Below are 24,710 nucleotides of genomic sequence, written 5' to 3' on the forward strand. Positions count from 1 at the left end.
TGACCAACTTGATCCTTGCTGAGGAGAAGGACATATCCAGCGCAGGGGTGACGTAGGTGCCCGAATAGTGGTTTCCCCGTACGCATCTTGTGCCCTACCTCCGTTACCAACGGCAAGGCAAATTACCTGGCTGTGGGGAGGGCCCTGGCCTCCACGAGTTGTAGGGTGAACACCCACAGCGGGATGTCCTCGCCAGGCACGTACCAGTCCCGTTCCGGCGTGCGGCGGAAGCCCAGCGACTGATAAAGCCGGTGAACCATTTCCATGAAGGTTTGCACTCGTAATGCGAACGTCAGCGTCACCGCCGCCATCACTGCTCCGGTGGTCTCCGCCGCCCAGACCTGTGCGTGCTCCGCGCCGTGCTCCACGTCATCCCGGACGCTCACGTATGGATGGTCGGCGGCGAAGTAGCCTGCCCGGAGGTAGGCGTCGCGGGTAAAGCGCCGGGCTTAGGGAAGTTCGCCGGCACTGCCCGCCGGAAGATAACAGTCATGATGAAGCGTCCGAGCAGCAGCGGTCCGCTCCACATAATGGCCAGCTGAGCCAGATCCGGGTGAGAGGACGGATCGCCCACAGCATCGGTGCCCACGGCCTTCGCCACGGCAATGCCCGGGTATAGTCCAGCCCGCTCCGCAGTGCCAGGTCCAGGGCGGCGCCGAACGCGTCGCCGGCACCCACGGTGTTCGCCTCTGCCACCTCTACGGAGGGTGCCTTGGCCACCTGCCGACCGTACTTGGACATCGCCGAGCCGTCCCCGCCGTACGTCACGACCACCCGTTTGGCTGACGCCAGTGCCCTAATCAGGGCATACTCGTTCTCGTTGACGAACACCAGGCCGCAGGGAATCCTACTGTTCTCCCGCCGGTGGGTGTCCCAGGATCGGCACAGTACTTGGACAACTTTCGCCTTCCGCGGCTGGCTGAAACGAGGCATCCTCATGGTGGCGGGAAGCGAGTTCGGACGGGCTTAGGTGTGGCCGCTCCGTTCCCGGCACTGTTGTCTACGGCCCCTGAGAACGGCCTCCACTCTTCTGCCTTGGCAGCGATCTAGGGCTGTTCCCTAATCGCCTTGTTGACAGGAGGGCTCCGGCGCCCGTTCTCATTCGATGACGCCCGCTTCAATATGTTGATCTCTTGCTCACTGAGTACGCCTCCGTCCCTTGACGACGCAAGTTTGGCCCGTTCATCCGATAGTCCACGAGTCGTTGGAATGGAGCCACCATTCGCTGCTCAACGCCCTAGCTGAACAAGAGCCAAGCACTTGATATACCGATGAATATCCTCGTCACTACCTTCCCTTGCGCTACCATGTCCTGTGACCGAAAATAAAGATGCTTCCTCGCAACTTCCGCTGACGCAAGTAAGTGAGACTCTCACCGCATCTGCAAGTAGGGGCACGCATGTCATGCCAGTGAGTTTGTTGCCGGAGGGCTTTGTTCCGCCCTCTGCGGCACTTAAGCCTGCAGAGCAAGTGGCAAATCAAACCACTAAGCCAAAGAACTAGGGTTGTTGCCAGGTAGCCTGTGGGCTTCTCTTGCACTGCTTGCCCTAGTTCCTGGTTGGATATTTTTGATCCGACGCGAAAAGTATCTTCGCGGAGCTTCGCGCAGTGGCTTAGGGGAGCTTCTGCAGGTTTCCGCCGTAGGGGTCGGCCTCACGGGAGCGGCGCTGTTACTGTGGGCGTTGTTTGCCGAGCTTCTGGCCCCTTTCGGCTTCGTAAGCTTGGATGAATTGGCTCGGTTAGGTGGCGCTTATATGGCTTCACACCCCCGGCACGTCATATCTACATTTGCTCTTGTTCTGGGCGGAGCGTGCGGCCTGGCCTGGGGGCTCACCAGGCTTGCTTACCGGTCACTTCACGATGCCTATAAGCCAGGTTCGCCATGGGAACAGGCTTTCACCGGCGTAGCAAAAGATGCTACCCTCTGGCTGGGAATCGCCATGAAAGAGGGACCCTTGGTGGAAGGAGTTCTCCACAGCTTCGATATAGGAGAAGCCAGTGAGGGAAATCGCGATATCGTACTTTCGCGGCCCATATACGTCACTGAGAAGGAAAACCGCAGTCTTACAAGTCTTGACCGTTTAGTGGTCTCGTCCGATGAAATTCAATATCTGAGTGTGGTCCACGTTGCAGCGAGCGAGGCGACGAAAGGGACAGCAGGAAAAGCCTGAAATCTCTAAGCCGGTGCTTGTTATCATGGTCTCGCGCGAGTTCGCGCGCTGCCAAGGTATGAGGCTATTTTTCGCCCTGCCTGCGGCAAGTCCCCGAAGGGACTTTTCGTGGCCGGCGGGTCTCACTTCGTAAAGGCCCATTAGATTTATCGGCAGACGGAGAGCGGTGCAGAGATACTGCTGTGAGCAGGCAGGTGGGTATCTTAGTGCCCAACTATTCACGCCCAATGACGTCCAGACAGTCGAAAGAGCCGCCAGTCTTCTGGCGCGACCTTCATAGCTTGGCCTAAGTCTTCCTGCCAACGCGGCCAGTCAACTCGTAGTTCCTCTTCGTATGCGTGCCAGGACTCGTCGAAGCAGCCCTGGCTTACCGCAGCCCTAGCTGTTAGAAAGGCTTCCCAGACGCTTTGCTCATTCCGCAGTGCGGCATGAAAGACGAATGCAAACAGGCCAGCGATCACGTCGTTAATGGGGGCAGAGGTTGAGACTACCGTCTGAGCGCCAGCTTCGATGAAAGCCACGTCCATGGGCACGTTATCGACCAGTTGGCTTGGTCCATAATCTGCCCTACCCGTCGAACAAGCAGAAAGAAAAACTACCGTCGTCCTGGTGCAGTCCGCCTCAAGGAGCACTTCTGATGCCGACAGATAGTCATTGGGATGTGGACCCAAATCCATTCCTACCTGAAAAGATGATGAGCCGGAGTACCCATGACCCGCAAAGTGGACGATAGCGGGCAGCGGCGCGTTCAAGATAACTTCCCTAGGTTTAGATGAGTAGAGTTTGGCCACGATGGATAGCTCGAGCTCTACTTTAGGAAGATATCTATCACCCTTATCTGCGTAGCCGGCGACTAGTACATCTTGATTGTCCTTTTTATCGCTCTTCGGCGAAAGGCTTGAGAGGCTGTGTGTGTAGCTTACTTCCGAAAAACCCATCGCCAACATCGCATCGTGCAGGGGTATGTTATATGCATCCGGTCCGGGATTAATCACGAGTTTATCTATTCCGCTGCTCGCAAGTCCGCTTAGGGAACTCAGCCCGTCACGGTAATAGTTGCTGCATTGGGCGATATCATCGAAATGAACATCTGTATCAATGTCACCAGAGAAATCCAAGGGGTAACAATGAGTCTGGCTGTCGTTGTCCACGTAGGCAACTAAGGCGTTGAGAAATCCGTTCATTTGGAAGAACTGCACATAAGCCCTCCCGTCTCCTAGATTGCTCAGGTCGAGCTCCCGAGAAGATCCTCGCTCAAGTCGGGTGAGTGAGACCCGCAGAAGTTCATAGGCCTCAGTCAGAGTAGACAACCCGAGGGCAACTCCGTGTCGGACATCAAGTGATAGTTCGTGCATCACACGAAGGAACTTAAGATAGCCGCTTGTGATGGGCGAGTTTGGCGCTTCTGCTCTTTCTCGTTGCAGGAACTTCAAATTTTCAAAAAGGTTCTTCTCGATCAAGCTCATTTCGTCTAAATAGTGCAATGTAGTTTTCGGAACAAGGGCCTTGACTGTTGACTGGTTGGATTCGAGGTATCCTTGAATTACGGCTCTGGCCTTGTTTATCAACTCGAAAGGGAGGCGGCTTCCGAAAGCAAAGCAGTACTCAATACCAAATAGGAGATTTAATCGATAGACGTCAATACGTACAATGCCGATTGCAAGTAAAGCCTGCAGCCAATAGAGGCTAACGGTGTCTGACATGTCGTATCTATAACTAATGTGGGCCTTCTCGCCCCGATCGCCGAGTTGGAAAGCAAAGCCGATGGTGAGAATATTCTCATTTTCCTCTCTTAGGAAAAACGCGAGAGACGAAGACTCCTCATAGATTCCATTCAACTCCTCGTTTGACTCGACGGTGATAAACCATCCAGGCACAAATCCACTTGTTGAATGACTGAAGCGTGCACCTCTGTTGCGCACAGAGTCGATAACCCAGTCCGGAACACCTCCAGGCCCGGGGCGCGGCCACCCGCCGGGCTGGCTCAAATAAACGTGATGGTACTGACTTGCAAGCGCAAGCGCTTCATCTTTCCACAGGTCTATATCGTTGTCGGGATAGCAACCTAGTAGCTCCAAAGGCGAAAAAATCGCATAGGCTGCTTCAGGATTGGTCTGAGCGAGGCTAAGCACTGCGTTGAGATGGCTCTCGGCGTAGTCCAGTCCAAAATCTAGATTCTGCGGCAAGGACAAGGAGTTTTCTAAAGCGTCGGGGTGTTCACTGAAGTATGTGAGCACGCCGTGGTCTATGTGTTCTGGATCCAAATTGGCGGTTGTTTGCTTCCTCATCCATATACCAAGCGGAGATGCATAGAACTCTAAGAGGAGCTCGGTTCTAGCCTGCTCAAGATCACGACCAAGGCGGAGCAAAGTCAACCAGGAAGACTCTAAAAGGCTGCTGATACGAGGGTCGAAACCTGAATCGCGCCATTGTGAAATCACGCTTGTGCAAAGTTCAGGCTCTAGGTAGCCTCGGATTTGGATGTCCCCGTCATCGACGCCGTGGATATGACTCAGTCCTATGTGGATCACCGATAATGCTTTTTCGACGGCGGTGAAATCTGACAGTCCCGAGATACTATACGTTTCCACGTCATCGAGGCGGGTTGAGAATAGCTTTTTGGCGACCCATACAAGCCACTGCGTTCGTGCGGCGCTTAGTTGCTCGATGTTAGTGAACGACAATAGTCCTCGCGAAGAAAGGAGTTAGGGGTTACGCAATTGGTGCCGTGGTTCAACAGGGTCTTCCTCACAGCTTAGCTCTCCATTCTGCGGAGGGCTTTCGCTCCTCATAGAAGTAAGCTTACCCACCGTGACTTAGCCGGAAACCGCTGCCACCCTAACCTGTACCGCGTCCCTGAACTTTTGTACCTGCTCCAGCGCCGCCTCGGCCAGCGGCTCCACAAAACTCTGCGAAACCCCGCGGAGCCGGCCGCCCAGGCAGTCCACTTCGATGCCCTCCGAATCGCCCAACTCCTGCAGCGTATTGACCCCGGCGTTGTCACGGACAACGGACCGAACCCGCGCGGTTCGTGGGCCAGGGCAGCCGCGGTGGAGCCGGCGTCGAGCAGGATGTTCTCCCCGGGCTGGACCAGGGACGCCGCCAAGCGGCGATCGCGCGCTTCTGCTCGAACGCCTCGCCGGTACGCTGCCGCAGCGAACGCCTCAGGGTGAGCGCGCAGCCCCATGGCCCCGCCGTAGGTGCGGGCAAGCCGGCCCTGGCCGTTCAGCAGCACCAGGTCGCGGCGGATGGTGGACGAGGTCACCTCGAACCGGGCCGAAAGCTCCTCCACGGAGGCCAGACCGGTGGTCACTGCAAGGTTATAGATCTCCACGCGCCGCGCGTTTGCGCTGAGCATTCCCGGTCTCCTTCCCACAGGGGTGGTAACCCGCTGGTTCGAATGGGGTTCAAAATGCTAAGCCAGCCAGCTCCAGTCGGAACACCCAGAGCAGCACGTCCTCGCCGGGCACGTACCAGTCCCGCTCCGGCACCCTACGGAAGCCCAGCGACTCATAGAGGCGATGCGCCCGTTCCATGAACGTGGCGCTGGTGATGCTGATTGCCTCGATGCCTGGCAGCTGCCGGGCGTGCTCCACGATCTCCCGCACCACGGCCCGGCCCACCCCGCCGCCCTGGTGTGCCGGGTCCACGGCCAGCATCCGGAACTCCAGCTCCCCGTCTTTGGCGATCTCGCTGTACGGCTGGTCGGGGAACGACAGGGTCACTGCCGCGACCACCTTCCCGGCAGTTTCCGCCACCCATACCTGGGCATGCTCGGCGCGGTGCTCCACATCCTCCAGCACGCTCATGTAGGGGTGGTCGGCGGCGAAGTGGCCCGCCCGGAGGTAGGCGTCGCGGGTGATGCGCCGGACCTCCGAAAAGTCCGCAGCCACCGCGCGCCGGAAGGTAACAGTCACTGGCGAGGCGACACTCACGAGGAAGCGCCCCAGGCAGCGGCAACCCGCTCAACATAGTGACCCAGTTGTGCCAAATCCGGCTGCGACGACGGATCGCCCACGGCGTCGGCCCCCACGGCATTGGCAACGGCCAGCGCCCGCGTGTAGTCCAGTCCACTCTGCAGCGCCAGAACCAGGGCCGCGCAGAACGCGTCACCCGCGCCTACGGTGTTCGCCACCGTCACCGCAACGGATGGTGCCTCCGCCACCTTCTTCCCATACTCAAACATCGCCGAGCCGTCCTTGCCGTACGTCACCGCCACCAGCTTCGCCTCAGCGAGGGCCGGGATCAGGGCGTACTCGCTCTCGTTGACGATCACCAGGTCGCACCGCTCCAGCAGCTCGGCCGGCAGGTCCATGGCCGGCGCCGCGTTCAGCACAAAGAAGCCCTGCGCCTTCCGGGCCGCCTCCAGCACCACATTCAGCCCGACCTCGAGCTGGCACAGCACCGTCCCCTCCGGACCGAACTCCACCCCGTCCAGCGAAAGGTGCGAGTTGGCGCCCGGGCACACAACGATCTGGTTCTCGCCGTCGCGGTCCACCACGATCAGCGCCGTCCCGGTCGGCTGGCGGAGAACGGCCACGTCGGAGGTATCAACGCCGGCAGCAGCCAGGGCGTCCAGCATCCGCTGCCCGGACGCGTCCTGGCCCACGGCACCGACCATCCGGGCACCGCCGCCCAAACGCGCCGCAGCCGCCGCCTGGTTGGCGCCCTTGCCGCCGGGCTGCTCGGACAGGACGGCGCCGCCGATGGTTTCGCCCGCGGTCGGAAGCCGCTCTGCGGTGGCGATCAGGTCCAGGTTGATGCTGCCGACCACGGTGACGGCAGGACGTGTTGTGTTCATGGGAAAACTCTCTCAGGGGGGAGGGCCGGAAGCGGCCGGGCTTTCGAAAAAGTGTAGCGCATGGTTGTACTTGTGAGTCATACATGGTTGTATAACAACTCGAATCGCCACGACAGGCGATCCCTTCTGCTCGAACAAAGGAGTTTGATGTGAACACCCCGACCCCCGCCGCAGCCGCACCGCCCGCGGAAGGAGGCGCCGCCGTCGTCATCTCGGACGACGACGCGGCCAAACTCTCGGGCCGCCGCGCCGCCCTGCTGATCTCCACCCTGCTGCTGGGCGTGCTGTCCTTCCAGCTCAACGCCAGCATGGTGACCCCCGCGCTGCCGCAGATCGCCGCGAGCTTCGGCGAAAGCGCGGACAGCGCCGCCCCCGTCCAGTCCATGTTCTTCCTGGCCGGCGCCATCGCCGGGCCCGTGATCGGCCGGTGGAGCGACTTCATCGGCCGCCGCGCCGCGCTGCTGCTGGTCCTGGGCATCATGGGCGCCGGCACCATCCTCTGCATCGCCGCGCCCACCCTGCCGCTGCTGGTCACCGGCCGGTTCCTGCAGGGCGTCTCCAGCGCCGTGTTCGCGCTCGCCTACATCGTGCTCAGCGAGAACCTGCAGGCCAAGGTCTTCGGCACCTCCGTGGGCATCATCGCCGCCATCAACGGGGGAGTGGGCGGCGTGGACGGCTACGTGGGTGGGCTCATGGCCGAGACCCTCGGCTTCCGGTCCATCTTTGTCGTCGTGCTCGTCCTCACCGCTATCGCTGCCGTCTGCATCTTCCGACTGGTGCCCGCCGGACGTCCTGTTGGCGTGCGCGGCGCCATGGACTGGTGGGGCGCCGGCTCCCTCTCGCTGTTCCTGGTGTTCCTGACGTACTTCGTGTCCGACGGGTCGGCCGCCGGCTGGACCTCGCCCACCGCCCTGGCCCTGCTGGCCGGCACCGTTTTGTCTTTTGCGGGATTCTGGTTCATCGAGAAGCGCCGCAGCCACCCGCTCATCGCCGTGCATCATCTGCGCTCCCGCCAGGTGTGGCCGGTCATCGCCACCACCGTCCTCACCCTGGCCGGCATCTTCGCGGTCATCAACTTCACCGTGGTGCTGCTGAGCCAGGATTCCGACGGCGGCTTCGGGTTTTCCGCCTCCATCTCGGCGTTGCTGTTCCTCACCCCGGCCGCGCTGATCGGCGTCTTCGCCGCACCTTTGGCGGGGTGGCTGGCGGACCGGCGCGGGTGGGTGCGTACGTTGCGGCTGGGGACGTCCCTGAGCCTGGTGTGCGCCGTGGTGGCCGCCGTGTTTTCTTCCAGTCCGGTGGCGGTGTTTATTGCCATTGCCTGCCTGGGGATCTTCTACAACGGCTTCTTCCTGACCGCCATCAACGGGCTCTCGGTGCTGCTCTCGCCCAAGGAGGCCCCGGCGGCGCTGCCCGGCATCAACGGCGCGTCGTTCGGGATCGGGGCGAGCCTCGGCGTCGTGCTGGTGGCACCGTTCGCCGCGCAGGCCACGGCCGCCGGGTACGCCACCGCCCTCTGGATCTCGGTGGGCATCACCGCCGCCGCGTTCATTGTCAGCCTCTTCGTCGCCGCCCCCAAGGGCGAGACGGTCTAACCCCTCCATCTGTTGCGAAGGAATCTATTGTGACTGCCCCCGTTTACCTCGACTGCGACACCGGCATCGACGACGCCCTCGCCCTGGCCTACCTGCTCGCCTCACCTCTTGCTTCCGTGGTGGGGATCGGGACGGTGAGCGGGAACGTCAGTGCCGCGGTTGGGGCCCGGAATACTTTGGATCTGCTGTCGTTGGCCGGGGCTGCTTCCGTGCCGGTGGCTGTTGGCGCGCACGATCCCCTGGCTGGCTCCTTTGGCGGCGGGTCGCCGTGGGTGCACGGGGAAAACGGTGTGGGGGAAGTTGTGCTGGCGCCTTCTGCTGCTTCTGTTGCTGCCGAGTCCGCGGCGGAGTTGCTGGTGCGGCTGGCGCGTACCTATCCGGGCACGTTGCGGGTGGTGGCAATCGGGCCGCTGACCAACATTGCCGAGGCATTGCGGCTGGAGCCTGCGCTGCCGTCCCTGGTGGAGTCGGTGACCGTGATGGGCGGGGCCGCGCTGGCGCCGGGGAACATCACTCCGGTGGCCGAGGCGAACATCTGGCACGACCCCGAGGCCGCCGCCCTGGTGCTGGCCGCCGACTGGGACGCGACCCTGGTGCCGCTGGACGTGACCATGGCATCTGTTTTGGAGGAGTCACACCGGCAGGCGCTGTTGGCTTCGCCGGCGCCGATGCCGCGGGCCTTGGGGGAGATGCTGGGCTACTACTTCCGGTTCTACGAGGGCATCTACGGCCGGCCCTGCTCCGCCATGCACGATCCGCTGGCGGCGGCGCTCGCTGTTGGTGCTGTGAAACCTGCCCTGGCACCGATGGTGCGGGCCGCCGTCGACACCTCTGACGGGCCCGGCCGCGGGCAGACCGTGTGCGACATGCGGGGGCTGTACGCGGGGTACCCGGAGGTGAAGGGCGCGCGTTACCGCGTGGTGCTCTCACTGGAGGAGGACTTCGCCCCCCACCTGGTGGAGACGCTGCTGACCCCGTCCCCGGCGGTTGAGCCCATGCCTACACCTGTTGGATAAGTCCAAAACTGCCAGTTCCGCCGGGACCGCGCCAGGGCCATGATTGGAAGTACAGAGCGCTGCGATTTGGATCGGAGGCTGCCATGATCCAGGCCCTGCTGTGCAAGCTGAATGTCCGGCACGAGTGGCATCTCGAACATGCCGAGGACGGGGGCGTGTATCGGCGCTGCCGTCGGTGCGGCAAGGATGACGATCAACGCAGCGAAAGGGGGAAGGGCGACTTCAGCACTTGGATCGGGCTTTCGGGCGGGTGAGCTAATCAGGGCACGGAAAGGGCGGGACGACTGCGCCAGCGTGCTGTCGTCCCGCCGGCTCACCCGCAGAGCGCCGAGGAAGCGCGGAACGCCGAATACCGGGGATCATCGCGTCCCACCAGCTGTCCCAGCGCTTTCACACCCTCCGCGTCCGCGGACCCCATGTCCGTGGACAGCCACCGCACCAGCAGCCCGGCATCCCCACTGGCCCGCACCGCCGAACCGACGGCCAGGTCCAGCTGGTCCCGCAGCAGCTGCACGGCCAGAACGCCGGACCGGCTGAGCAGGGGAGCCGTGTACGCCGCCAGCGCCTCAGCAACGAGGCCCTCCCGCAGTAACCGCAGCACCCGCCCCGAGTCAGAACAGCCTGCCAAGCCTGCAGCAAGCCGGTACGGGTTCGACTCCACCGCATCGCCCAGCATGGACCGGACCCGGAACATCTCCGTCCGGATGGCCTGCGGCGTGCCCGCGTCCCCGTGCAGCTCGTACGCCAATTCGTCGGCGCTCCATCCCTGCGACCGGGAATCCAGCAGCGCCAGGATCTCTGCCCGGCGCAGCGTCACAGGTACCCGGCTGCCGTCGGCAAACACGGCGGCAGGCCGGTCGCCGAGCAACTCCAGCGAAGAAACAGCGGCAACAGTCCGCCGCGCACCCTGCCGGGAGGCACCCAGGGAAGAAGACGCACCCAAGGAGGCGCCGCCGTCGGACGTTCCCAGCAGCGACTCCGCCACCCGGACCGCACACCGCACCATCCGCAGCGTGTCCGCGCTGATGGTGTCCAACGGCCCGGAAACGTCCAGCACGCCAAGCAGCACACCCGTCAAAGGGTCCGTGATGGGCGCCGCCGTGCACGCCCAGTCGTGGTGGGTGCGGACCAGGTGCTCGGCGGAGAACAGCTGCACCGGCCCGCCGGTCACCAGCACCTCGCTGATGGCGTTGGTGCCGATCCCCGCCTCGGACCAGTCCGCCCCTTCGGAGAACTCCAGCCGGTCCGCCCGCCGCAGCGCCTCCCGGCTGCCCACCCGCCACAGGATCTCGCCCCCGGCGTCGGTGAGCACCAGCAGGTGCCGGCCGGAACTGGAATCGTCGGCCAGCAGGTCCTGCAGCGCCGGCATCACCTGCTGCAGCCGGTGCTCCCGCCGCAGCTGGACCACCTCGGACGGATCGTGCACGTGCCGCGGGCTGTGCTGGTCAGGGCTGATGCCCAGCGCCATGGACCGGCGCCACGACTCCGCCAGCGGTGTGGGGATCTCCGGGCGCGGGACACCGGAGATGACCAGCTCGTGCGCCCGGCGCAGGGCACGCGCGTACTTCGCCGGGTCCGAGAACCTCAGGCCGTAGTCCACCGTCTCCTCCTCACCGCCGGCGTCCTTGCCGGCAGTGCCCGTGTAACGCGCTTGTTACCCCCGCCGCGTTCCAATAGTGATGCAGCTCACGCCCGCCCCAGCATACCGCAGGGACACCGGCGGGAGGGGGCCGCCCGGACCACCTGAGGGACCGCACACAAAGGAGTGGAGATGACCGAAACACCCACCGCCGCCGCCCAGGCCTGGCTTGCCAGCCTTGACGGCGCGCTGCAGCGCCGCGACGTGGACGCCGCGCTGGACCTGTTCGAGGACGAAAGCTACTGGCGCGACTTCGTGGCGTTCACGTGGAACCTGAAAACACTGGAAGGCAAGGCGGACATCCGGCACATGCTCGAGGCCACGCTGGACCACGTGCAGCCGGCCAACTGGGCGCTCGCCGAGGACGCCACCGGCAGCGCCGCCGCTGACGGGACCGTGGAGGCCTGGATCACGTTCGAGACCGGCGACGCCCGCGGCTACGGCCACCTCCGGCTGCGGAACGGCAGATGCTGGACGCTGCTCACCACCATGCAGGAGCTGAAGGGCTTCGAGGAGAAGAAGGGCCCGCGCCGCGAGCAGGGCGTGGCACACGAAATCGTCCGCGGCCGCCGCTCCTGGAAGGAACTCAAGGAGGAGCAGGAGGCGCGGCTGGGGTACGAGGAGCAGCCCTACTGCGTGATCATCGGCGGCGGGCAGGGCGGCATCGGCCTCGCGGCGCGGCTGCGGCGGCTGGGCGTGCCCACCATCGTGATCGAGAAGAACCAGAACCCGGGCGACTCCTGGCGCAACCGCTACAGGTCCCTGCACCTGCACGACCCCGTCTGGTACGACCACCTGCCCTACCTGAAGTTCCCGGACGACTGGCCCGTCTTCGCCGCCAAGGACAAGATCGGCGACTGGCTGGAGCACTACACGCGCATCATGGAGCTGAACTACTGGTCCGGCACCGAGTGCGTGGGCGCAGAGTACGACGACGGCACGCAGGAATGGACGGTCAGCGTCCTCCGCAACGGGTCACCAGTGACGTTGCGGCCCAAGCAGCTGGTCTTCGCCCTGGGGGTCTCCGGCTACCCGAACATCCCCACGTTCGACGGTGCCGAGAGCTTCCTGGGGGAGCAGCGGCACTCCTCCCAGCACCCCGGCGGCGGGGACTGGACCGGGAAGAAGGCGGTGGTGATCGGCTCCAACAACTCCGCGCACGATATCTGCGCGGACCTGTGGGAGCACGGCGCCGACGTCACCATGGTGCAGCGCTCCTCCACCCACATTGCCCGCAGCGAATCGCTGATGGACCTGGCCCTGGGGGACCTGTACTCGGAGAAGGCGCTGGCCAACGGCGTCACCACGGAAAAGGCGGACCTGCTGTTCGCGTCCCTTCCGTACCGGATCCTGCCCGAGGCGCAGGTGCCCGTCTACCAGGAGATGGCCCGGCGGGACGCCGAGTTCTACTCGCAGCTGGAGGCTGCCGGGTTTGACCTGGACTTCGGCGTGGACGGGTCCGGCCTGTTCCTGAAGTACCTGCGGCGCGGCTCCGGCTACTACATCGACGTCGGCGCCTCCCAGCTGATCATCGACGGCCGGGTGAAGCTGAAGTCCGGGCAGGTTTCCAAGATCACCGGCAACGCCGTGGTGATGGCGGACGGCACCGAGCTGGAGGCCGACCTGATTGTCTACGCCACCGGGTACGGGTCCATGAACGGCTGGCTGGCGGACCTGGTCTCGCCGGAAATCGCGGACCGGGTGGGCAAATGCTGGGGATACGGCTCAGACACGCCAAAAGACCCTGGCCCTTGGGAGGGGGAGCTGCGCAATATGTGGAAACCAACCAACGTCCCCAACCTCTGGATCCACGGCGGCAACCTGCACCAGAGCCGGCACTACTCCTCCTACCTGGCCCTGCAGCTCAAGGCCCGGATGGAAGGACTCGAGACGCCGGTGTACGAACTGCAGCCCAGCCACCACACCCGCTAAGGAGAGCCCATCATGAAGGCAGCACGCTTCCACGCCCGCAAGGACATCCGCATCGAGGACATCCCGGAGCCGGACCTCCTCGCCGAGACCGTCAAGATCGACGTCGCCTGGTGCGGCATCTGTGGCACCGACCTGCACGAGTACCTGGAGGGCCCCATCTTCGTCCCGGCGCCGGGCCATCCGCACCCGCTGTCCCACGAGGAAGCTCCGGTGACCCTGGGGCACGAATTCTCCGGGACCGTCTCCGAGGTCGGCGAAGGGGTGACGGGCCTCGCGAAGGGGGACAACGTCGTCGTCGAACCCTATTTTGTCTGCGACGAATGCGATTCCTGCAAGGCCGGCAACTACCACCTGTGCCGGCAGATGGGCTTCATCGGGCTGTCCGGCGGCGGGGGAGGGCTGAGCGAGAAGATCGTGGTGGACCAGCGGTGGGTGCACCCCATCGGGGACATTCCGCTGGACGAGGCGGCACTGATCGAGCCGCTGTCCGTGGCCCACCACGCGGTGGCGCGCAGTGGCGTGAAGGCCGGCGACACGGCGCTGGTGGGCGGCTCCGGGCCGATCGGACTGCTTACCGCCGCCGTCCTGAAGGGCATGGGGGTGACCACGATCATCAGCGAGCTCACCCAGGCACGCAAGGAGAAGGCCACCTCCAGCGGCGTGGCCGACCATGTCCTGGACCCGAGCAAGGAGGACGTCCCGGAGCGGGTGCGCGAGTTGACCGGCGGGACGGGGGCCGACGTGGCGTTCGAATGCGCCGGCGTGAACGCGGTGCTGGACACCATGCTCGACGCCGTCCGGCCCGGCGCCGTGGTGGTCAACGTGTCCATCTGGGGCGCGCCAGCCACCGTGGACATGCAGAAACTGGTGCTCAAGGAGATCGACCTGCGCGGCACCATCGCCTACGTCCGCGACCACCCCGCCGTGATCAAGATGGTGCAGGAGGGCAAGGTGGACCTCAAGCCGTTCATCACCGGCCGGATCGCGCTGGAGGACCTGGTGGAACAGGGCTTCGACACCCTGATCAACCACAAGGACACCGCCGTGAAGGTGCTGGTCCACCCGTAGGGGCTGTGGGCAGCCGCGCGTCAGGGGAGCGGGTGCCGTTCGCCCACGCTGACGGAGGACGACGGCGGCAGGTACTCCCGCCGTCGTCGTTCCATCCGTTGCTGCTGGCCCGGTGACGGGATGTTGGCACGCTTGGCGCGGTTGCACCTGGCGCAGGCCGCAACAAAGTTCTGCAGGCTGGTGGAACCGCCCTTGGACCACGGATAGAAGTGGTCCCCGTGCTCGGCCGGGCGCCCGCAGCGGCGGCCGAAGCCGGCTTCCAGCTCGCACAGGCCGGCGGCCCGGACCATCCCTTCACGGCGCTGCTGCCGCGTGAAGCGGCGCACCGGATCCCGGCGGCGGACGTCCCGGCCGGTGATGACGGCGGCCGCAATACCCAGAACGACGGCGGCCACGCCCGGGAGCGCAACCGCGGCGACGACGTTCTCCACCATGCCGCTTAGGACCCCTGCCGCGGCGGACTGGCCCGTTCCGGCAGCCGGTGCCGGCTTCGAGCTGAGCGCGGTCATCACCGCGACAGCGATCCAGATCATCACCGCCGAGTACGCCAGGCGAAGCCCCTGCCGGGTCCAGTAGATACGGCCGAGTTCCGGCATTGATTCCCCCAATTTTCAGTTCGCCGGAAGCCCGCGGTCCCGGATGACTAGGGAATCCTATAGCCCGGACGCCGGGCGGTGTCCCAGGTTTAGCTCAGTTTTTGCCGAGCTTCCGGGTCTCGCGAGGAGCGCAATGCAGTTCCACGGGGAGCAGCATCGAGGCCAGCAGACGGTCACGCTGCTTGTCCACCTTCCGTGGCGAATAGACGCAGGTCACGAACAGGTGCAAGGGTGGACGGGTGGATGCCGATATCAACTTCTATTTCGATCCGGTCTGCCCTTTTGCCTGGATGACCAGCAAGTGGGTGCGCATGGTGCAGGCGCAGCGCGGGTACACCGTGGACTGGCGGTTCATTTCGCTGCGCCAGATCAACGCGGCAGTCGACTATGACGCGCATTTTCCGCCTGAGTACGAGGCCGGACACATGGCCGGCCTCCGGCTTCTGCGCGTGGCGGCCAGGGCCCGTGCTGAGCATGGCCGCGAGTCGATCGCCCGGCTGTATGAGGCATTCGGGACGCACATCTTCGAAACCGCCCCGGACACGGGTAACCTGCCTGACGAGCGCGCGGTGCGTGAGCGGCGCGGGACGCGGGAGTTTGTGGAGCCGATTCTCGCCGAGGCCGGCCTGCCCCTGGCGCTGGCGGAGGCCCTGGATGACGAGTCCTGGGACCGGGAGATCCGGCAGGAGACGGATGAGGCACTGGGGCTGACGGGCAAGGATGTGGGCACGCCCATCATCCACTTTGAGCCGCCAACCGGCGTGGCCTTCTTCGGGCCGGTGATCAGCCGGCTGCCGGACGAAGAGTCCGCCGCCGAGCTGTGGGACCACGTGGTGGGGCTGGCACGCTTCCCCGGTTTCGCGGAGCTCAAGCGCAGCCTGCGCGAGCAGCCGCAGCTACCCGCCTTTGGAGTCACCGCCGGAGCAGTTGGCACGCAGGAGGACTGGCACGGCGGCAGCCGGCGGCAGAAGAAGTGACCCTCAATAAGAAGTGACTCTTAGTAAGGATGGACCCATGAACCAGATCAGCACCCGCCAGTACCAGGAGTCCGTTACCGTGCAGGCGTCTGCCGAGACGGTCTACGACCTGGTCGCCGACATCACCCGGACCGGCGAGTGGAGCCCGGTCTGTACTTCGTGCTGGTGGGACGACGAGGACAGTGCCGGCCAGGTTGGTGCCTGGTTCACGGGGCGCAACGAACTGCCCCACAGGACGTGGGAGACGCGCTCGCAGGTGGTGGCCGCCGAGCGCGGCCGCGAGTTCGCCTGGCTGGTGGGCGGCAAGTTTGTCCGCTGGGGCTTCACCATGGCTCCGGCTGATACCGGGACGATGCTGACCGAGTCGTGGGAATTCCTGCCGGACGGGATAGCCATGTTCAAGGAGAAGTTCGGCGACGACGCCCCCGCCCAGATCGCCGACCGCACTGAGCAGGCGCTGGACGGCATCCCGAAAACGCTCGCGGCAATCAAGCGGATCGCCGAGTCAATCCCTGCATAGCAGGCTGGGGTTCTTTCAAGGCACGACGATGGCACTCGCCCCAATGAGGTCGGCTGCCTGACGCTGTGCCGGCTGCTGGTCAACCCCTCTGGTTCCGTCCGAAGGGGCAGCGCCGGTGGTCAGGAGAATTGGCGTACCCGGGTCCAACCGGGGTCGGGAACGTGTTGGGTGGCTGCGCCGGCGGAACGTGCAGCGGTCTCGATGGCGTGGCGTCCATTCTGGTCATCCGAGTCGGAGTAGTAGTGCAGCAGCCTCTCCCCGGCTGCTGTTTCATGGGCTACCAAAATCCCTCGTCTTCCCAGGGCTGCAGTGACGGCATCCTCAATCGTGCGAAGTCTGTCGAGGGCCTTCGGTGTAGGCAGCCCGTCCTCCCGCTGGTTTTCATACGTAAGGCGTACTTGGGTATGAAGGTCCAGGAGAGGGTGGTCGATCCAGCGCAGCGGCCTACGGGAATTGACTAGCATTCTTTCGCCGGCCGGGGTTGTCCCTTGCAGCAGAACCCATCTATCGGTCCGTGCCTGGGAGGCCATGTGGTTGATGGCCTCCCTAAGATCCGAGGCGGTCGCGGTGGCGGCCTGCCCGCTGGGGATCGCATTGATGGTGCCCACCCACCGTTCCACCCCGTCCTCGCCGAGAATCCAATCGAGGACCAGGAAGGACACCTGCAGGGGCTCGTCGTCCAGCATGTCCACAAAGGCTGGATGAAAAACCTTGATGTCCAGGCACTCCCTGTCCGGGTCCGGGTTTAGCTCGAAACGGATTTCTCCGAGGTGAAGCTGGCGGCCGTTGATGTCGAGGACGTTGTCGAGGACACCGGCCTGCGGCTGCCGGGCCGCGGCGTACTCCCAAGTTTCATCCGAAGCCGGTGCCGCCCGTAGCCACTGTTCTGCAATCCGGCGCAAGCCCGCATCGCCTTCGGAACTGACAACGAGGAGATGGCGGGACACCTGCCCCTGTGCGGTGTCCCAGGCAAGGTCCGGGTGAATGGTTGCGAGCTGCTTGCTCATGGCGTGGGGCAGATTCCCCCACTCGCCGGTTGCCGCAGCAGTACTGAATGCCGTTCTGCCTTCCGCTGCCCACCACTGCCAAAAGCCTGTGATGGGATGCGAGGTAACCGGACTTGCCTTGCGCTTGAAAAACCCCATGTTCTCCCCCCTGCTCGCCGTCGTTATGCCGCCGTGCATGCATTTGCTCCCGGGGCATTTGGTCCTCAGCCTAGATCGCAAGGCTGTGGGGTGCCTACCCTAGACGCGGCGTCTGGCAGGAATGCATCGACTGCATTACGGAAAGGTGGCCCGCCCGGGCTGCGATGAGGCACTTGGCCACGTAGATGGGCCCGTTGCCCGGACCTGGCGAGTGCCGGAGCTTGCGTTTGTTGGACAAGTGGCCTCCGACCCCATTGACGCTGCAAGTGGGGAGGCGTAGAACGGCAACTACGGGCATCCCAAGGGCGGTCATTTGGCAATGAATAATGTCATCGCTTACCTCGACACGTCGACTGTGCATGCCGGTCGGATTGGGGAACTTAGACCCGCAATGGCAGAACTCGCCGCCTTTGTCGAGGCCAACGAGCCGCGAATCATCTTGTACTCCGTGTATTTCACCCCGGACGAATCGACTATGAGCGTCCTCCACGTGCATCCGGACATCGCGTCGCTGGAGCTCCACCTGAAAGTGGCAGGGCCAAAATTTCCGCCGATTGCGCCGTTCATCACCATGGAAACGATCGAGATTTTCGGGCACCCAACTCCGGACGTCACTGCCCAACTGGTGGCCAAAGCGAAGCTACTTGGACACGGAACGGTGATCGTCCGGGAGCTGCACGCCGGTTTTGCGCGGACGCTCCAGAATCTTGCGGGAACCTAAACAGACCCTGGGGGCTTTAGGAACAAGGTATTTTTCGCGGGTTTCGAGGTAGTTGTCCTCATACGTGTAATCGAGCTCCACTAGCGCCGGTGCGGCACCTTGCGGGCGGGTGAGCCGGCGCGGGTGGCGCTGTTGCGCACAACGAGGGTGGGTGCGATTGGCGTACGGTCCACGTCCCGTCCTTCCATCGCACCAAGAAGCACTTCCACGCTCATAAGCGCCAGGGCGTTGAAGTCCTGGCGCACGGTGGTCAGGGGCGGCAGGAAGTAGTCGGACCCTTCGATGTCGTCGAAGCCAACGATGCTGACATCCTCCGGGACGCGGACGCCGCTTTCGGCGAAGGCGCGGATGACCCCCAGGGCGGTGTGGTCGCTGGCGGCGAAGATGGCCTGGGGGACCTTTTTCTCCCGGACGAGCCGGAGGCCGGTTTCGTAGGCCCACTTGGGGCTCCAGTCACCCTTCAGGCACAGCCCGGGCTTGAGCCCGGCGTCACGGAGCGTAGCCTCCCAGCCGCGCTTGCGCACCCGCCCGTCGAACCAGTCCATGGAGCCGGCGAGGTGGGCGATATCCGTGTGGCCAAGGTCGATGAGGTGCTGGGTGGCCAGCCGGGCCCCGAGTTCCTGGTTTTCGGAGTAGGTGAAGACGTTTGGGGTGGATGATGCTCCGGCGGCGATCATCTCCACTGGCACGCGGAAAGAGGCATTCCAGACGGCGGCTGCCATCTCCACCAGAGGGGCAATGACAATGATTCCCCCCACGCCGGTATCGTCCAGGGTGTCCAGGGCTGCCTGCACGGACTCTTCGTCGGGTTTCTCGACACTGATGACGGTTGTGGCGTAGCCCTTCTTGCGGGCGACGTTCTCGAGGGCCATAAGTGTCCCCACCGGGCCGAACCGGGGGGATCCGTCAGACAGGATGCCGATGGACGTCGGCCGGCTGGTGACCAGCGCGGTGGCTGCCCGGTTCCGGCGGTACCCGATGTCCTTGATGACCTGCAGAACCCGCTGGCGCGTTGCAGCGCTCACGTCCGGTGCGTCGTTGAGTACCCGGGAAACTGTGCCGAAAGAGACCCCGGCCACCTGGGCCACATCGTTGATAGTGGGCTTCCGGCGCACCGGGGCGTCCCGTAGCTTCTCGTTCGCCTCGCGGGGAACCGCCATGCCTGCCACGTTCTCTCCTGTCTTGCACCTCCCGGACCGAACCCATGGGTTCCGTGCGTTTTCAATCTTACGACGACCCGATGCCCCAACGGGGCCGGAAGAACCGCTTCCTGTGACCCTTGACACCCTTCTCCGTAAACGTTTACGATGGTGTCCGTAAACGTTCACGGTAATCTCGTAAACGCTTACGGAGGCAGCGCATTCAATGAGGAAAGGAGCGGGATGGCTGACAGCATCGCCTACGCACTCGCGCTCGATCCCAGCACTGGGCTTCGACATGTGGACCAAGCACAGTGGGCACATTTGGAAGAGCTCCTGAGGGATACGGCGCCCAACGATCTTGCAGCCGCTGTCCGCACCTTCGTCTCCGCCGGTTCCTCGGCCGTCGTCGGAATCTTCGATGGCGATCTCCTCTGGGCCAGCCTGGTTGTTTCTGTGGACAACTCCGGCGCACCCCAGTCCGTGTCCACCATTGACGGCCCGATGGCCCAATCGGGCGGGGAAATGGCCAAAGCCGCAGGCGAAGCCGTGCGGTGGGTCCAGGCCCATCAGGGGCCCTGTTCGCTGGGCCTCTTCGTCGACAAGGTGCACGCAGAGGCGCTCCTCAGGGCTTCAGACAAAGCCGCCGCCCTACGCACAGCCTCGGCAGCTGGCGGACTCGTCCTCTCGCCGGTTCCCCCAGCCCTGGCAATAGCGCTCGCCTGATCCACCACAGGCATCCACCCCATCCATCCACCCAAAAGCACTGGAGAACAATGATGATCCGCAGGCTTCCCATCGTGGCCCTGGCCGCAGCCCTGTCACTTTCTGTCGCTTCCTGCAGCAGTTCAACAACGGCCACATCAAACGCCCCCGACGCCGGCGTTTCCGAGAAGGCCCAGCAGGCCCTTGACAAGATCAAGGGGCAGGTCCTGAGCAAGGGCCCCAACGGCGAGACGCCCTCCCCGGCGTCCGTCGCGGACCTGACTCCCGAAGAGATCGCGAAGGTCAAGGGACTCAACGCCAAAGCCGCAATCGTGATGCACTACGGCGGCAACGACTGGGCCAACGCCCAGGTGAACGGGCTCAAGAGCGAATTCGAACAGCTCGGGATCAAGGTCATCGCCACCACCGACGCGAACTTCAAGCCGGACAAGCAGGTCTCGGACATCGAGACCGTCATGACGCAGGATCCGGACATCATCGTTTCCATCCCCACGGACCCCGTGGCCACCGCCTCCGCATACAAGAAGGCCGCCGAAGCGGGAACGAAGCTCGTCTTCATGGACAACATCCCCCAGGGACTGACCGCCGGCAAGGACTACGTCTCCGTTGTTTCCGCTGACAACTATGGCAACGGCGTCGTCTCTGCGCACCAGATGGCCAAGGCGCTTGGTGGCAAGGGCAAGATCGGTCTTGTCTTCCACCAGGCCGACTTCTTCGTCACCAAGCAGCGCTACGACGGCTTCAAGGAAACCATCACCAAGGAATACCCGGACATCAAGATCGTCGAGGAAAAGGGGATCGCCGGTCCGGACTTCGCTGGAGACGCCCAGGCAGCCGCCAACGCCATGCTGAGCAAGTACCCCGACCTGGGCGGCATCTGGGCCGTTTGGGACGTTCCCGCAGAGGGTGTCATGGCTGCCGCCCGTGCCGCCGGCCGCCCGGACCTGAAGATCGCCACGGAGGACCTCGGCAAGAATGTCGCCATCGCACTGGCCAAGGACGAACTCGTCGTCGGCCTCGGAGCGCAGGTTCCGTTCGACCAGGGTGTGACAGAGGCGCGGCTGGCTGCCGGCGCGCTCATCGGCAAGGAAGCACCCGCCTACGTGGCGCTGAGCGCCCTCCCGGTGGACCACTCCAACGTCCTGGAAGCCTGGAAGCAGGTCTACCACGAGGACGCCCCGAAGGACATCCAGGACTCCTACAAGCAGTAGCCAAGACCCGACGGCGCGGGGGCCCCGCCCCCGCGCCACTCCGAAAGGGCAACCATGAACACCGCAGACAATGTCGTCGAAATGCGCTCGATCTCCAAGGGCTTCAACGGCGTTTCCGTGCTGAAGGACGTCAGCTTCGACGTCCGGAAGGGCGAGGTCCACGCACTCGCCGGCGGCAATGGCGCCGGGAAGTCCACGCTCATGAAGATCCTCCAGGGCGTCTACCAGGCAGACGCTGGAGAGATCCTCATAGGCGGGAAGCCGGCCGCCATCAACTCGATCCAGGACGCCAAGGCCGCCGGGATCGGGATGGTCTTCCAGGAATTCAGCCTGGTACCGAGCCTGACCGTTGCACAGAACATCTTCCTCGCTGCCGAACCGCTCGGCAGGGGCGGGCTTATCGACGACCGCACCGCGGTGAAACGGGCCAGGGAGGTCTTCTCCGAGATGGAGGTCGACGTCGACCCCCGCGCGGAGGTCTCCCGGCTCGGCACTGCCTACTGGCAGCTGACCGAGATCGCCAAGGCCCTGGCCCAGAACGCCCAGGTCCTGATCATGGACGAACCCACTGCCAGCCTGGCCCGGCACGAGTCCGAAGCGCTCTTCGAACTGATCGACCGCCTCAAGCAGCGCGGCATCTCGATCATCTACATCTCGCACCGCATGGACGAGGTGTACCGGCTGGCGGACCGGATCACCATCCTCCGCGATGGCCGCCACCTCCTCACCGCGCCTCTGACGGACGTCACTCCCGAGCAGATCGTTGAAGGCATTGTTGGCAAGAAGATCGAAGGCCAGCTTTCCTACCGGGAGCGGGACCACGTGGCCCACGATGGCGCGCCGCTGCTGGAAGTCCGCGGGCTTAACGCCGGGAACCGGGTGCGGGACGTTTCCTTCACGCTCCGCCCCGGCGAAATCCTCGGCCTGGCAGGGCTGATGGGAAGCGGACGCACCGAGCTGGCCCGTGCCCTCTTCGGCATAGACAAAGTGGACAGCGGTGACGTCCTCCTGCGGGGCAAGAAGGTCAACCTTGCCTCTCCACAGCAGGCCATCAACGCCGGCGTCGCCCTCATCCCGGAGGACCGCAGGGCCCAAGGCCTCGTCCTGGAGCACTCCGTCCAAGACAACCTGCTCCTGCCGCTGCTCGGACAGATCCAGCGGGGACCACTCCTTGACGGCGGCAAAGGCAAGGAATTGTCCTCGTCACTGATCAAGAGGTTCGCAGTCAAGGTGGCTCACCCCAACCGTCCGGTGCGGCTCCTCTCGGGCGGCAACCAGCAGAAGGTGGTTATCGCCAAGTGGCTGGGCACCGATCCGGACATCCTGATCCTGGATGAGCCCACGGCCGGCGTCGACATCGGCACCAAAAGCGAAATCCTGGACATGATCCGCGAGCTGGCAAGTGCCGGCAAGGCCGTCATCGTCATCTCCTCCGAGTACCCCGAACTACTCGCGGTCAGCGACCGCGTCCTCGTCCTCAAGGACGGCTCCATCATCCGCGACATTCCCCGCAGCGATATCGCTGACGAGGAATATCTCCAACTTGCAGTCCAGGGAGTCTGAACAGTGAGCAAGGCAAACACCATCGCGCCCCGGGACACCGCGGCCCGCAATTTCGGCACCGTCCTGAAAGAACTCGACTGGCGGCGCTACGTCATCTACATCGGCTTCGTCGTCGTCTTCATCTTCTTCGCCATCCTCCTGCGCGACCAGGGCTTCCTGTCGCCCAACAACCTGCTGAACATCTTCCGGCAGACGGCCACCATCACCGTCATCGCCGTCGGCATGACCTACGTGATCGCATGCGCGGAGATCGACCTGAGCGTCGGATCCGTGGCCGGTCTCTCCAGCGTCTGCACCGCGATGGCGCTGTCCCAGTTTGGCCTGGTCCCCGGGATCCTGGCGGGCCTCGCCGTCGGACTGGTGGTCGGATCCATCAATGGCGCGCTCGTCAGCCTCCTCGGCATCCCGTCCTTCCTGGTGACGCTCGGCATGCTGGGGATAGCGGTCGGCGTCGCCCAATGGATCACCGCCTCGGCACCCCAGCCGATCCTGAACGATACCTTCAACATGCTGTTCGGATCCGGCAACTTCGGCCCCGTTCCGGGGCTGGTGGTCTGGAGCGCCATCTTTGTTGCCATCGGCGCCGTAGTCCTGAACCGCACCCGGTTCGGCCGCCAGGTCCTGGCCACGGGAGGCAACCGCAACGCAGCGGACTTCACCGGCATCAACACCAAGCGCATCAAATTCCAGGTCCTCCTGATCTCGGCCATGGCGGCAAGCGTCGCCGGCATGCTCTACGCCGGCCGCCTCCAGTCCGGCCGGTTCCAGTGGGGATCGGGAGACGAACTCTCCGCAATCGCCGCCGTCATCCTGGGCGGAACCAGCCTCTTCGGCGGGTTCGGCTCCATCATCGGCACCCTCTTCGGCGCCCTGCTGATCGGCCTGATCAACAACGGGCTGATCCTCGCCGGACTCGACAGCAGCCAGCAGCAGGTTGTCCGCGGCGCCATCATCATCCTGGCCGTCGCCATGGCCCGGAAGAAATAGCACACATGATCTTCAACCCTTCTTCGGCTCCTGAAAGGCAGAAGCAATGAAACTCGGTTACTGTTCCATCACCTGGGGCGGCGTGGTGGGCCACGCCCAAGGCGTGACGAGCGTCAAGGACCTCTTTTACCTCACCCACGGTTCCATGAAGGACGCCGTCCAGGACATCGCCTCCGTCGGCTACGAGGGTGTTGAGATGTTCGACGGCAACCTCGCGGAATACGCGGAGAAGCCAGAGGAGCTCAAAGAAATCCTGAGCAGCTCCGGAGTCTCCCTGACAAGCGTGTACACGGGGGCGAACTTCATCTACGCCGACATCCTTCCCGACGAGCTGCACCGGATCCACCGGGCTGCCGAGCTGGCCGCGAACTTCGGAGCTGAACGGCTCGTGGTTGGCGGGGGAGCACGGCGCGCGGCCGGAACCACTGAAGAGGACTACCGCCGCCTCGGCAGCGCCCTGGACAGCGTCACGGACATCGCCGAAAGCTTCGGGCTCTCGGCAAGCTACCATCCACACCTGACCACCATCGTGGAGAGCCCGGAAGAGCTGGACAAGCTCATGCCGCTCACGCGGATCGGGTTCTGCCCCGATACCGCCCATCTTGCGGCTGGCGGAGCAGATCCGGCCGCGGTCATCCGGAAGTACCCCGACAGGATCCGGCACGTCCACCTCAAGGACCTCCGGAAAGACCCATTTTCCTTCCTGCCCCTGGGCCAGGGGGAACTCGACTTCCCGGACATCCTCGCGGCCATCCGGGAGAGCGGCTACGACAGCTGGCTCATGGTCGAACTGGACGGCTACGACGGGGATCCCCGGGAAGCGGCCGAGATCAGCAAGAAGTACCTCGAGCAACTCCTCTGACCATCCAACCCACCAGGGACAGCCAATGCAGGCATGTCCCG

23 protein-coding genes and 1 pseudogene are annotated in these 24,710 nt (G+C 64.1%); 14 read left to right on the forward strand and 10 right to left on the reverse strand.

Features of this window, described 5'->3' with window-relative positions; all coding sequences use genetic code 11:
- Window positions 1-122 precede the first annotated feature (122 nt).
- Window positions 123-386 (reverse strand): hypothetical protein, encoded by a 264-nt coding sequence (locus KTR40_RS04930; RefSeq protein WP_228405466.1) that lies wholly within the window; start codon window positions 384-386, stop codon window positions 123-125.
- A 103-nt stretch (window positions 387-489) separates the two neighbouring features.
- Entirely contained in the window at window positions 490-831 is a 342-nt protein-coding gene (locus KTR40_RS04935) for a PfkB family carbohydrate kinase (RefSeq protein WP_228405467.1), read from the reverse strand.
- Window positions 832-1,568: 737 nt separating this feature from the next.
- Between KTR40_RS04935 and KTR40_RS04940 the strand changes: the two genes are divergently transcribed.
- Complete coding sequence (locus KTR40_RS04940) at window positions 1,569-2,171, forward strand: DUF6338 family protein (protein ID WP_255708566.1); 603 nt, start codon at window positions 1,569-1,571, stop codon at window positions 2,169-2,171.
- Between the two features lie 218 nt (window positions 2,172-2,389).
- Here KTR40_RS04940 and KTR40_RS04945 read toward each other — a convergent pair whose 3' ends face one another.
- The 4 genes and pseudogenes from KTR40_RS04945 to KTR40_RS04960 form a co-directional block, all read right to left on the reverse strand.
- Window positions 2,390-4,855, reverse strand: a complete 2,466-nt coding sequence (locus KTR40_RS04945; protein ID WP_228405468.1) for a CHAT domain-containing protein — start codon at window positions 4,853-4,855, stop codon at window positions 2,390-2,392.
- Window positions 4,856-5,038: 183 nt separating this feature from the next.
- Window positions 5,039-5,529 (reverse strand): annotated as a pseudogene (locus KTR40_RS04950) (DeoR/GlpR family DNA-binding transcription regulator); the annotation flags it as partial.
- A 49-nt stretch (window positions 5,530-5,578) separates the two neighbouring features.
- A complete protein-coding gene (locus KTR40_RS04955; protein WP_228405469.1) occupies window positions 5,579-6,088 on the reverse strand; it encodes a GNAT family N-acetyltransferase in 510 nt (169 codons plus the stop codon).
- Window positions 6,089-6,102: 14 nt separating this feature from the next.
- Window positions 6,103-6,972, reverse strand: coding sequence for a ribokinase (locus tag KTR40_RS04960; RefSeq protein WP_228405470.1), 870 nt, complete (start codon window positions 6,970-6,972; stop codon window positions 6,103-6,105).
- Window positions 6,973-7,121: 149 nt separating this feature from the next.
- On the opposite strand from KTR40_RS04960, the gene KTR40_RS04965 reads away from it, so the two are divergent.
- The 3 genes from KTR40_RS04965 (at window position 7,122) to KTR40_RS04975 (ending at window position 9,837) form a co-directional block, all read left to right on the forward strand.
- On the forward strand, window positions 7,122-8,567 hold the full coding sequence (locus KTR40_RS04965; RefSeq protein WP_370633167.1) for an MFS transporter: 1,446 nt from the start codon (window positions 7,122-7,124) through the stop codon (window positions 8,565-8,567).
- A gap of 29 nt (window positions 8,568-8,596) precedes the next feature.
- Window positions 8,597-9,583, forward strand: coding sequence for a nucleoside hydrolase (locus tag KTR40_RS04970; protein ID WP_228405471.1), 987 nt, complete (start codon window positions 8,597-8,599; stop codon window positions 9,581-9,583).
- A gap of 83 nt (window positions 9,584-9,666) precedes the next feature.
- Window positions 9,667-9,837: a hypothetical protein gene (locus KTR40_RS04975; RefSeq protein ID WP_228405472.1), complete on the forward strand. Its 171-nt coding sequence runs from the start codon at window positions 9,667-9,669 to the stop codon at window positions 9,835-9,837.
- A 59-nt stretch (window positions 9,838-9,896) separates the two neighbouring features.
- On the opposite strand, the gene KTR40_RS04980 is transcribed toward KTR40_RS04975, so the two are convergent.
- Window positions 9,897-11,183, reverse strand: coding sequence for a GAF domain-containing protein (locus tag KTR40_RS04980; protein WP_228405473.1), 1,287 nt, complete (start codon window positions 11,181-11,183; stop codon window positions 9,897-9,899).
- Window positions 11,184-11,354: 171 nt separating this feature from the next.
- Between KTR40_RS04980 and KTR40_RS04985 the strand changes: the two genes are divergently transcribed.
- Entirely contained in the window at window positions 11,355-13,154 is a 1,800-nt protein-coding gene (locus tag KTR40_RS04985) for an NAD(P)/FAD-dependent oxidoreductase (RefSeq protein WP_228405474.1), read from the forward strand.
- 12 nt (window positions 13,155-13,166) lie between these two features.
- Window positions 13,167-14,222: a 2,3-butanediol dehydrogenase gene (locus KTR40_RS04990; RefSeq protein WP_228405475.1), complete on the forward strand. Its 1,056-nt coding sequence runs from the start codon at window positions 13,167-13,169 to the stop codon at window positions 14,220-14,222.
- 20 nt (window positions 14,223-14,242) lie between these two features.
- Here the strand turns inward: KTR40_RS04990 and KTR40_RS04995 are convergent, their stop codons facing one another.
- Window positions 14,243-14,818 (reverse strand): HNH endonuclease, encoded by a 576-nt coding sequence (locus tag KTR40_RS04995; RefSeq protein ID WP_228405476.1) that lies wholly within the window; start codon window positions 14,816-14,818, stop codon window positions 14,243-14,245.
- Window positions 14,819-15,057: 239 nt separating this feature from the next.
- On the opposite strand from KTR40_RS04995, the gene KTR40_RS05000 reads away from it, so the two are divergent.
- Together KTR40_RS05000 and KTR40_RS05005 are read left to right on the forward strand one after the other, a co-directional pair.
- Window positions 15,058-15,795 carry a hypothetical protein gene (locus tag KTR40_RS05000; protein WP_228405477.1) on the forward strand — a complete coding sequence of 246 codons (738 nt, stop codon included), beginning with the start codon at window positions 15,058-15,060 and terminating at the stop codon, window positions 15,793-15,795.
- A gap of 37 nt (window positions 15,796-15,832) precedes the next feature.
- Entirely contained in the window at window positions 15,833-16,315 is a 483-nt protein-coding gene (locus KTR40_RS05005) for an SRPBCC family protein (protein ID WP_228405478.1), read from the forward strand.
- A gap of 119 nt (window positions 16,316-16,434) precedes the next feature.
- Here KTR40_RS05005 and KTR40_RS05010 read toward each other — a convergent pair whose 3' ends face one another.
- Window positions 16,435-17,322 carry a DUF695 domain-containing protein gene (locus tag KTR40_RS05010; RefSeq protein ID WP_171058940.1) on the reverse strand — a complete coding sequence of 296 codons (888 nt, stop codon included), beginning with the start codon at window positions 17,320-17,322 and terminating at the stop codon, window positions 16,435-16,437.
- Window positions 17,323-17,851: 529 nt separating this feature from the next.
- Here KTR40_RS05010 and KTR40_RS05015 point away from each other — a divergent pair.
- Window positions 17,852-18,181 (forward strand): hypothetical protein, encoded by a 330-nt coding sequence (locus KTR40_RS05015; RefSeq protein ID WP_228405479.1) that lies wholly within the window; start codon window positions 17,852-17,854, stop codon window positions 18,179-18,181.
- Between the two features lie 80 nt (window positions 18,182-18,261).
- Here the strand turns inward: KTR40_RS05015 and KTR40_RS05020 are convergent, their stop codons facing one another.
- Window positions 18,262-19,341 (reverse strand): LacI family DNA-binding transcriptional regulator, encoded by a 1,080-nt coding sequence (locus KTR40_RS05020; RefSeq protein WP_228406032.1) that lies wholly within the window; start codon window positions 19,339-19,341, stop codon window positions 18,262-18,264.
- Window positions 19,342-19,563: 222 nt separating this feature from the next.
- Between KTR40_RS05020 and KTR40_RS05025 the strand changes: the two genes are divergently transcribed.
- Genes KTR40_RS05025 through KTR40_RS05045 form a run of 5 tightly spaced genes read left to right on the forward strand, consistent with a single transcriptional unit; the run spans window position 19,564 to window position 24,669 of the window.
- Window positions 19,564-20,046 (forward strand): hypothetical protein, encoded by a 483-nt coding sequence (locus tag KTR40_RS05025; protein ID WP_228405480.1) that lies wholly within the window; start codon window positions 19,564-19,566, stop codon window positions 20,044-20,046.
- A 50-nt stretch (window positions 20,047-20,096) separates the two neighbouring features.
- Window positions 20,097-21,257 carry a substrate-binding domain-containing protein gene (locus KTR40_RS05030; RefSeq protein ID WP_228405481.1) on the forward strand — a complete coding sequence of 387 codons (1,161 nt, stop codon included), beginning with the start codon at window positions 20,097-20,099 and terminating at the stop codon, window positions 21,255-21,257.
- 54 nt (window positions 21,258-21,311) lie between these two features.
- Window positions 21,312-22,820, forward strand: a complete 1,509-nt coding sequence (locus KTR40_RS05035) for a sugar ABC transporter ATP-binding protein (RefSeq protein WP_139028379.1) — start codon at window positions 21,312-21,314, stop codon at window positions 22,818-22,820.
- Window positions 22,821-22,823: 3 nt separating this feature from the next.
- The gene (locus KTR40_RS05040; protein ID WP_013600194.1) at window positions 22,824-23,807 is read left to right on the forward strand and encodes an ABC transporter permease; all 984 of its coding nucleotides are present in this window, start codon (window positions 22,824-22,826) and stop codon (window positions 23,805-23,807) included.
- A 46-nt stretch (window positions 23,808-23,853) separates the two neighbouring features.
- On the forward strand, window positions 23,854-24,669 hold the full coding sequence (locus KTR40_RS05045) for a sugar phosphate isomerase/epimerase (protein ID WP_228405482.1): 816 nt from the start codon (window positions 23,854-23,856) through the stop codon (window positions 24,667-24,669).
- Window positions 24,670-24,710: the final 41 nt, after the last annotated feature.

The sequence above is a fragment of the Pseudarthrobacter sp. L1SW genome (genome assembly GCF_020809045.1).
Classification (GTDB): Bacteria; Actinomycetota; Actinomycetes; order Actinomycetales; family Micrococcaceae; genus Arthrobacter.

What these genes read in the sequence shown, in the direction of transcription:
- KTR40_RS05030 (WP_228405481.1), top strand. Translation starts at nt 20,097, where the DNA reads ATGATGATCCGCAGGCTTCCCATCGTGGCCCTGGCCGCAGCCCTGTCA.
- KTR40_RS04985 (WP_228405474.1), top strand. Translation starts at nt 11,355, where the DNA reads ATGACCGAAACACCCACCGCCGCCGCCCAGGCCTGGCTTGCCAGCCTT.
- KTR40_RS04960 (WP_228405470.1), bottom strand. Translation starts at nt 6,972, where the DNA reads ATGAACACAACACGTCCTGCCGTCACCGTGGTCGGCAGCATCAACCTG.
- KTR40_RS04995 (WP_228405476.1), bottom strand. Translation starts at nt 14,818, where the DNA reads ATGCCGGAACTCGGCCGTATCTACTGGACCCGGCAGGGGCTTCGCCTG.
- KTR40_RS04990 (WP_228405475.1), top strand. Translation starts at nt 13,167, where the DNA reads ATGAAGGCAGCACGCTTCCACGCCCGCAAGGACATCCGCATCGAGGAC.
- KTR40_RS05005 (WP_228405478.1), top strand. Translation starts at nt 15,833, where the DNA reads ATGAACCAGATCAGCACCCGCCAGTACCAGGAGTCCGTTACCGTGCAG.
- KTR40_RS04975 (WP_228405472.1), top strand. Translation starts at nt 9,667, where the DNA reads ATGATCCAGGCCCTGCTGTGCAAGCTGAATGTCCGGCACGAGTGGCAT.
- KTR40_RS05020 (WP_228406032.1), bottom strand. Translation starts at nt 19,341, where the DNA reads ATGGCGGTTCCCCGCGAGGCGAACGAGAAGCTACGGGACGCCCCGGTG.
- KTR40_RS05010 (WP_171058940.1), bottom strand. Translation starts at nt 17,322, where the DNA reads ATGAGCAAGCAGCTCGCAACCATTCACCCGGACCTTGCCTGGGACACC.
- KTR40_RS05025 (WP_228405480.1), top strand. Translation starts at nt 19,564, where the DNA reads ATGGCTGACAGCATCGCCTACGCACTCGCGCTCGATCCCAGCACTGGG.
- KTR40_RS05015 (WP_228405479.1), top strand. Translation starts at nt 17,852, where the DNA reads ATGGCAGAACTCGCCGCCTTTGTCGAGGCCAACGAGCCGCGAATCATC.
- KTR40_RS05045 (WP_228405482.1), top strand. Translation starts at nt 23,854, where the DNA reads ATGAAACTCGGTTACTGTTCCATCACCTGGGGCGGCGTGGTGGGCCAC.
- KTR40_RS05035 (WP_139028379.1), top strand. Translation starts at nt 21,312, where the DNA reads ATGAACACCGCAGACAATGTCGTCGAAATGCGCTCGATCTCCAAGGGC.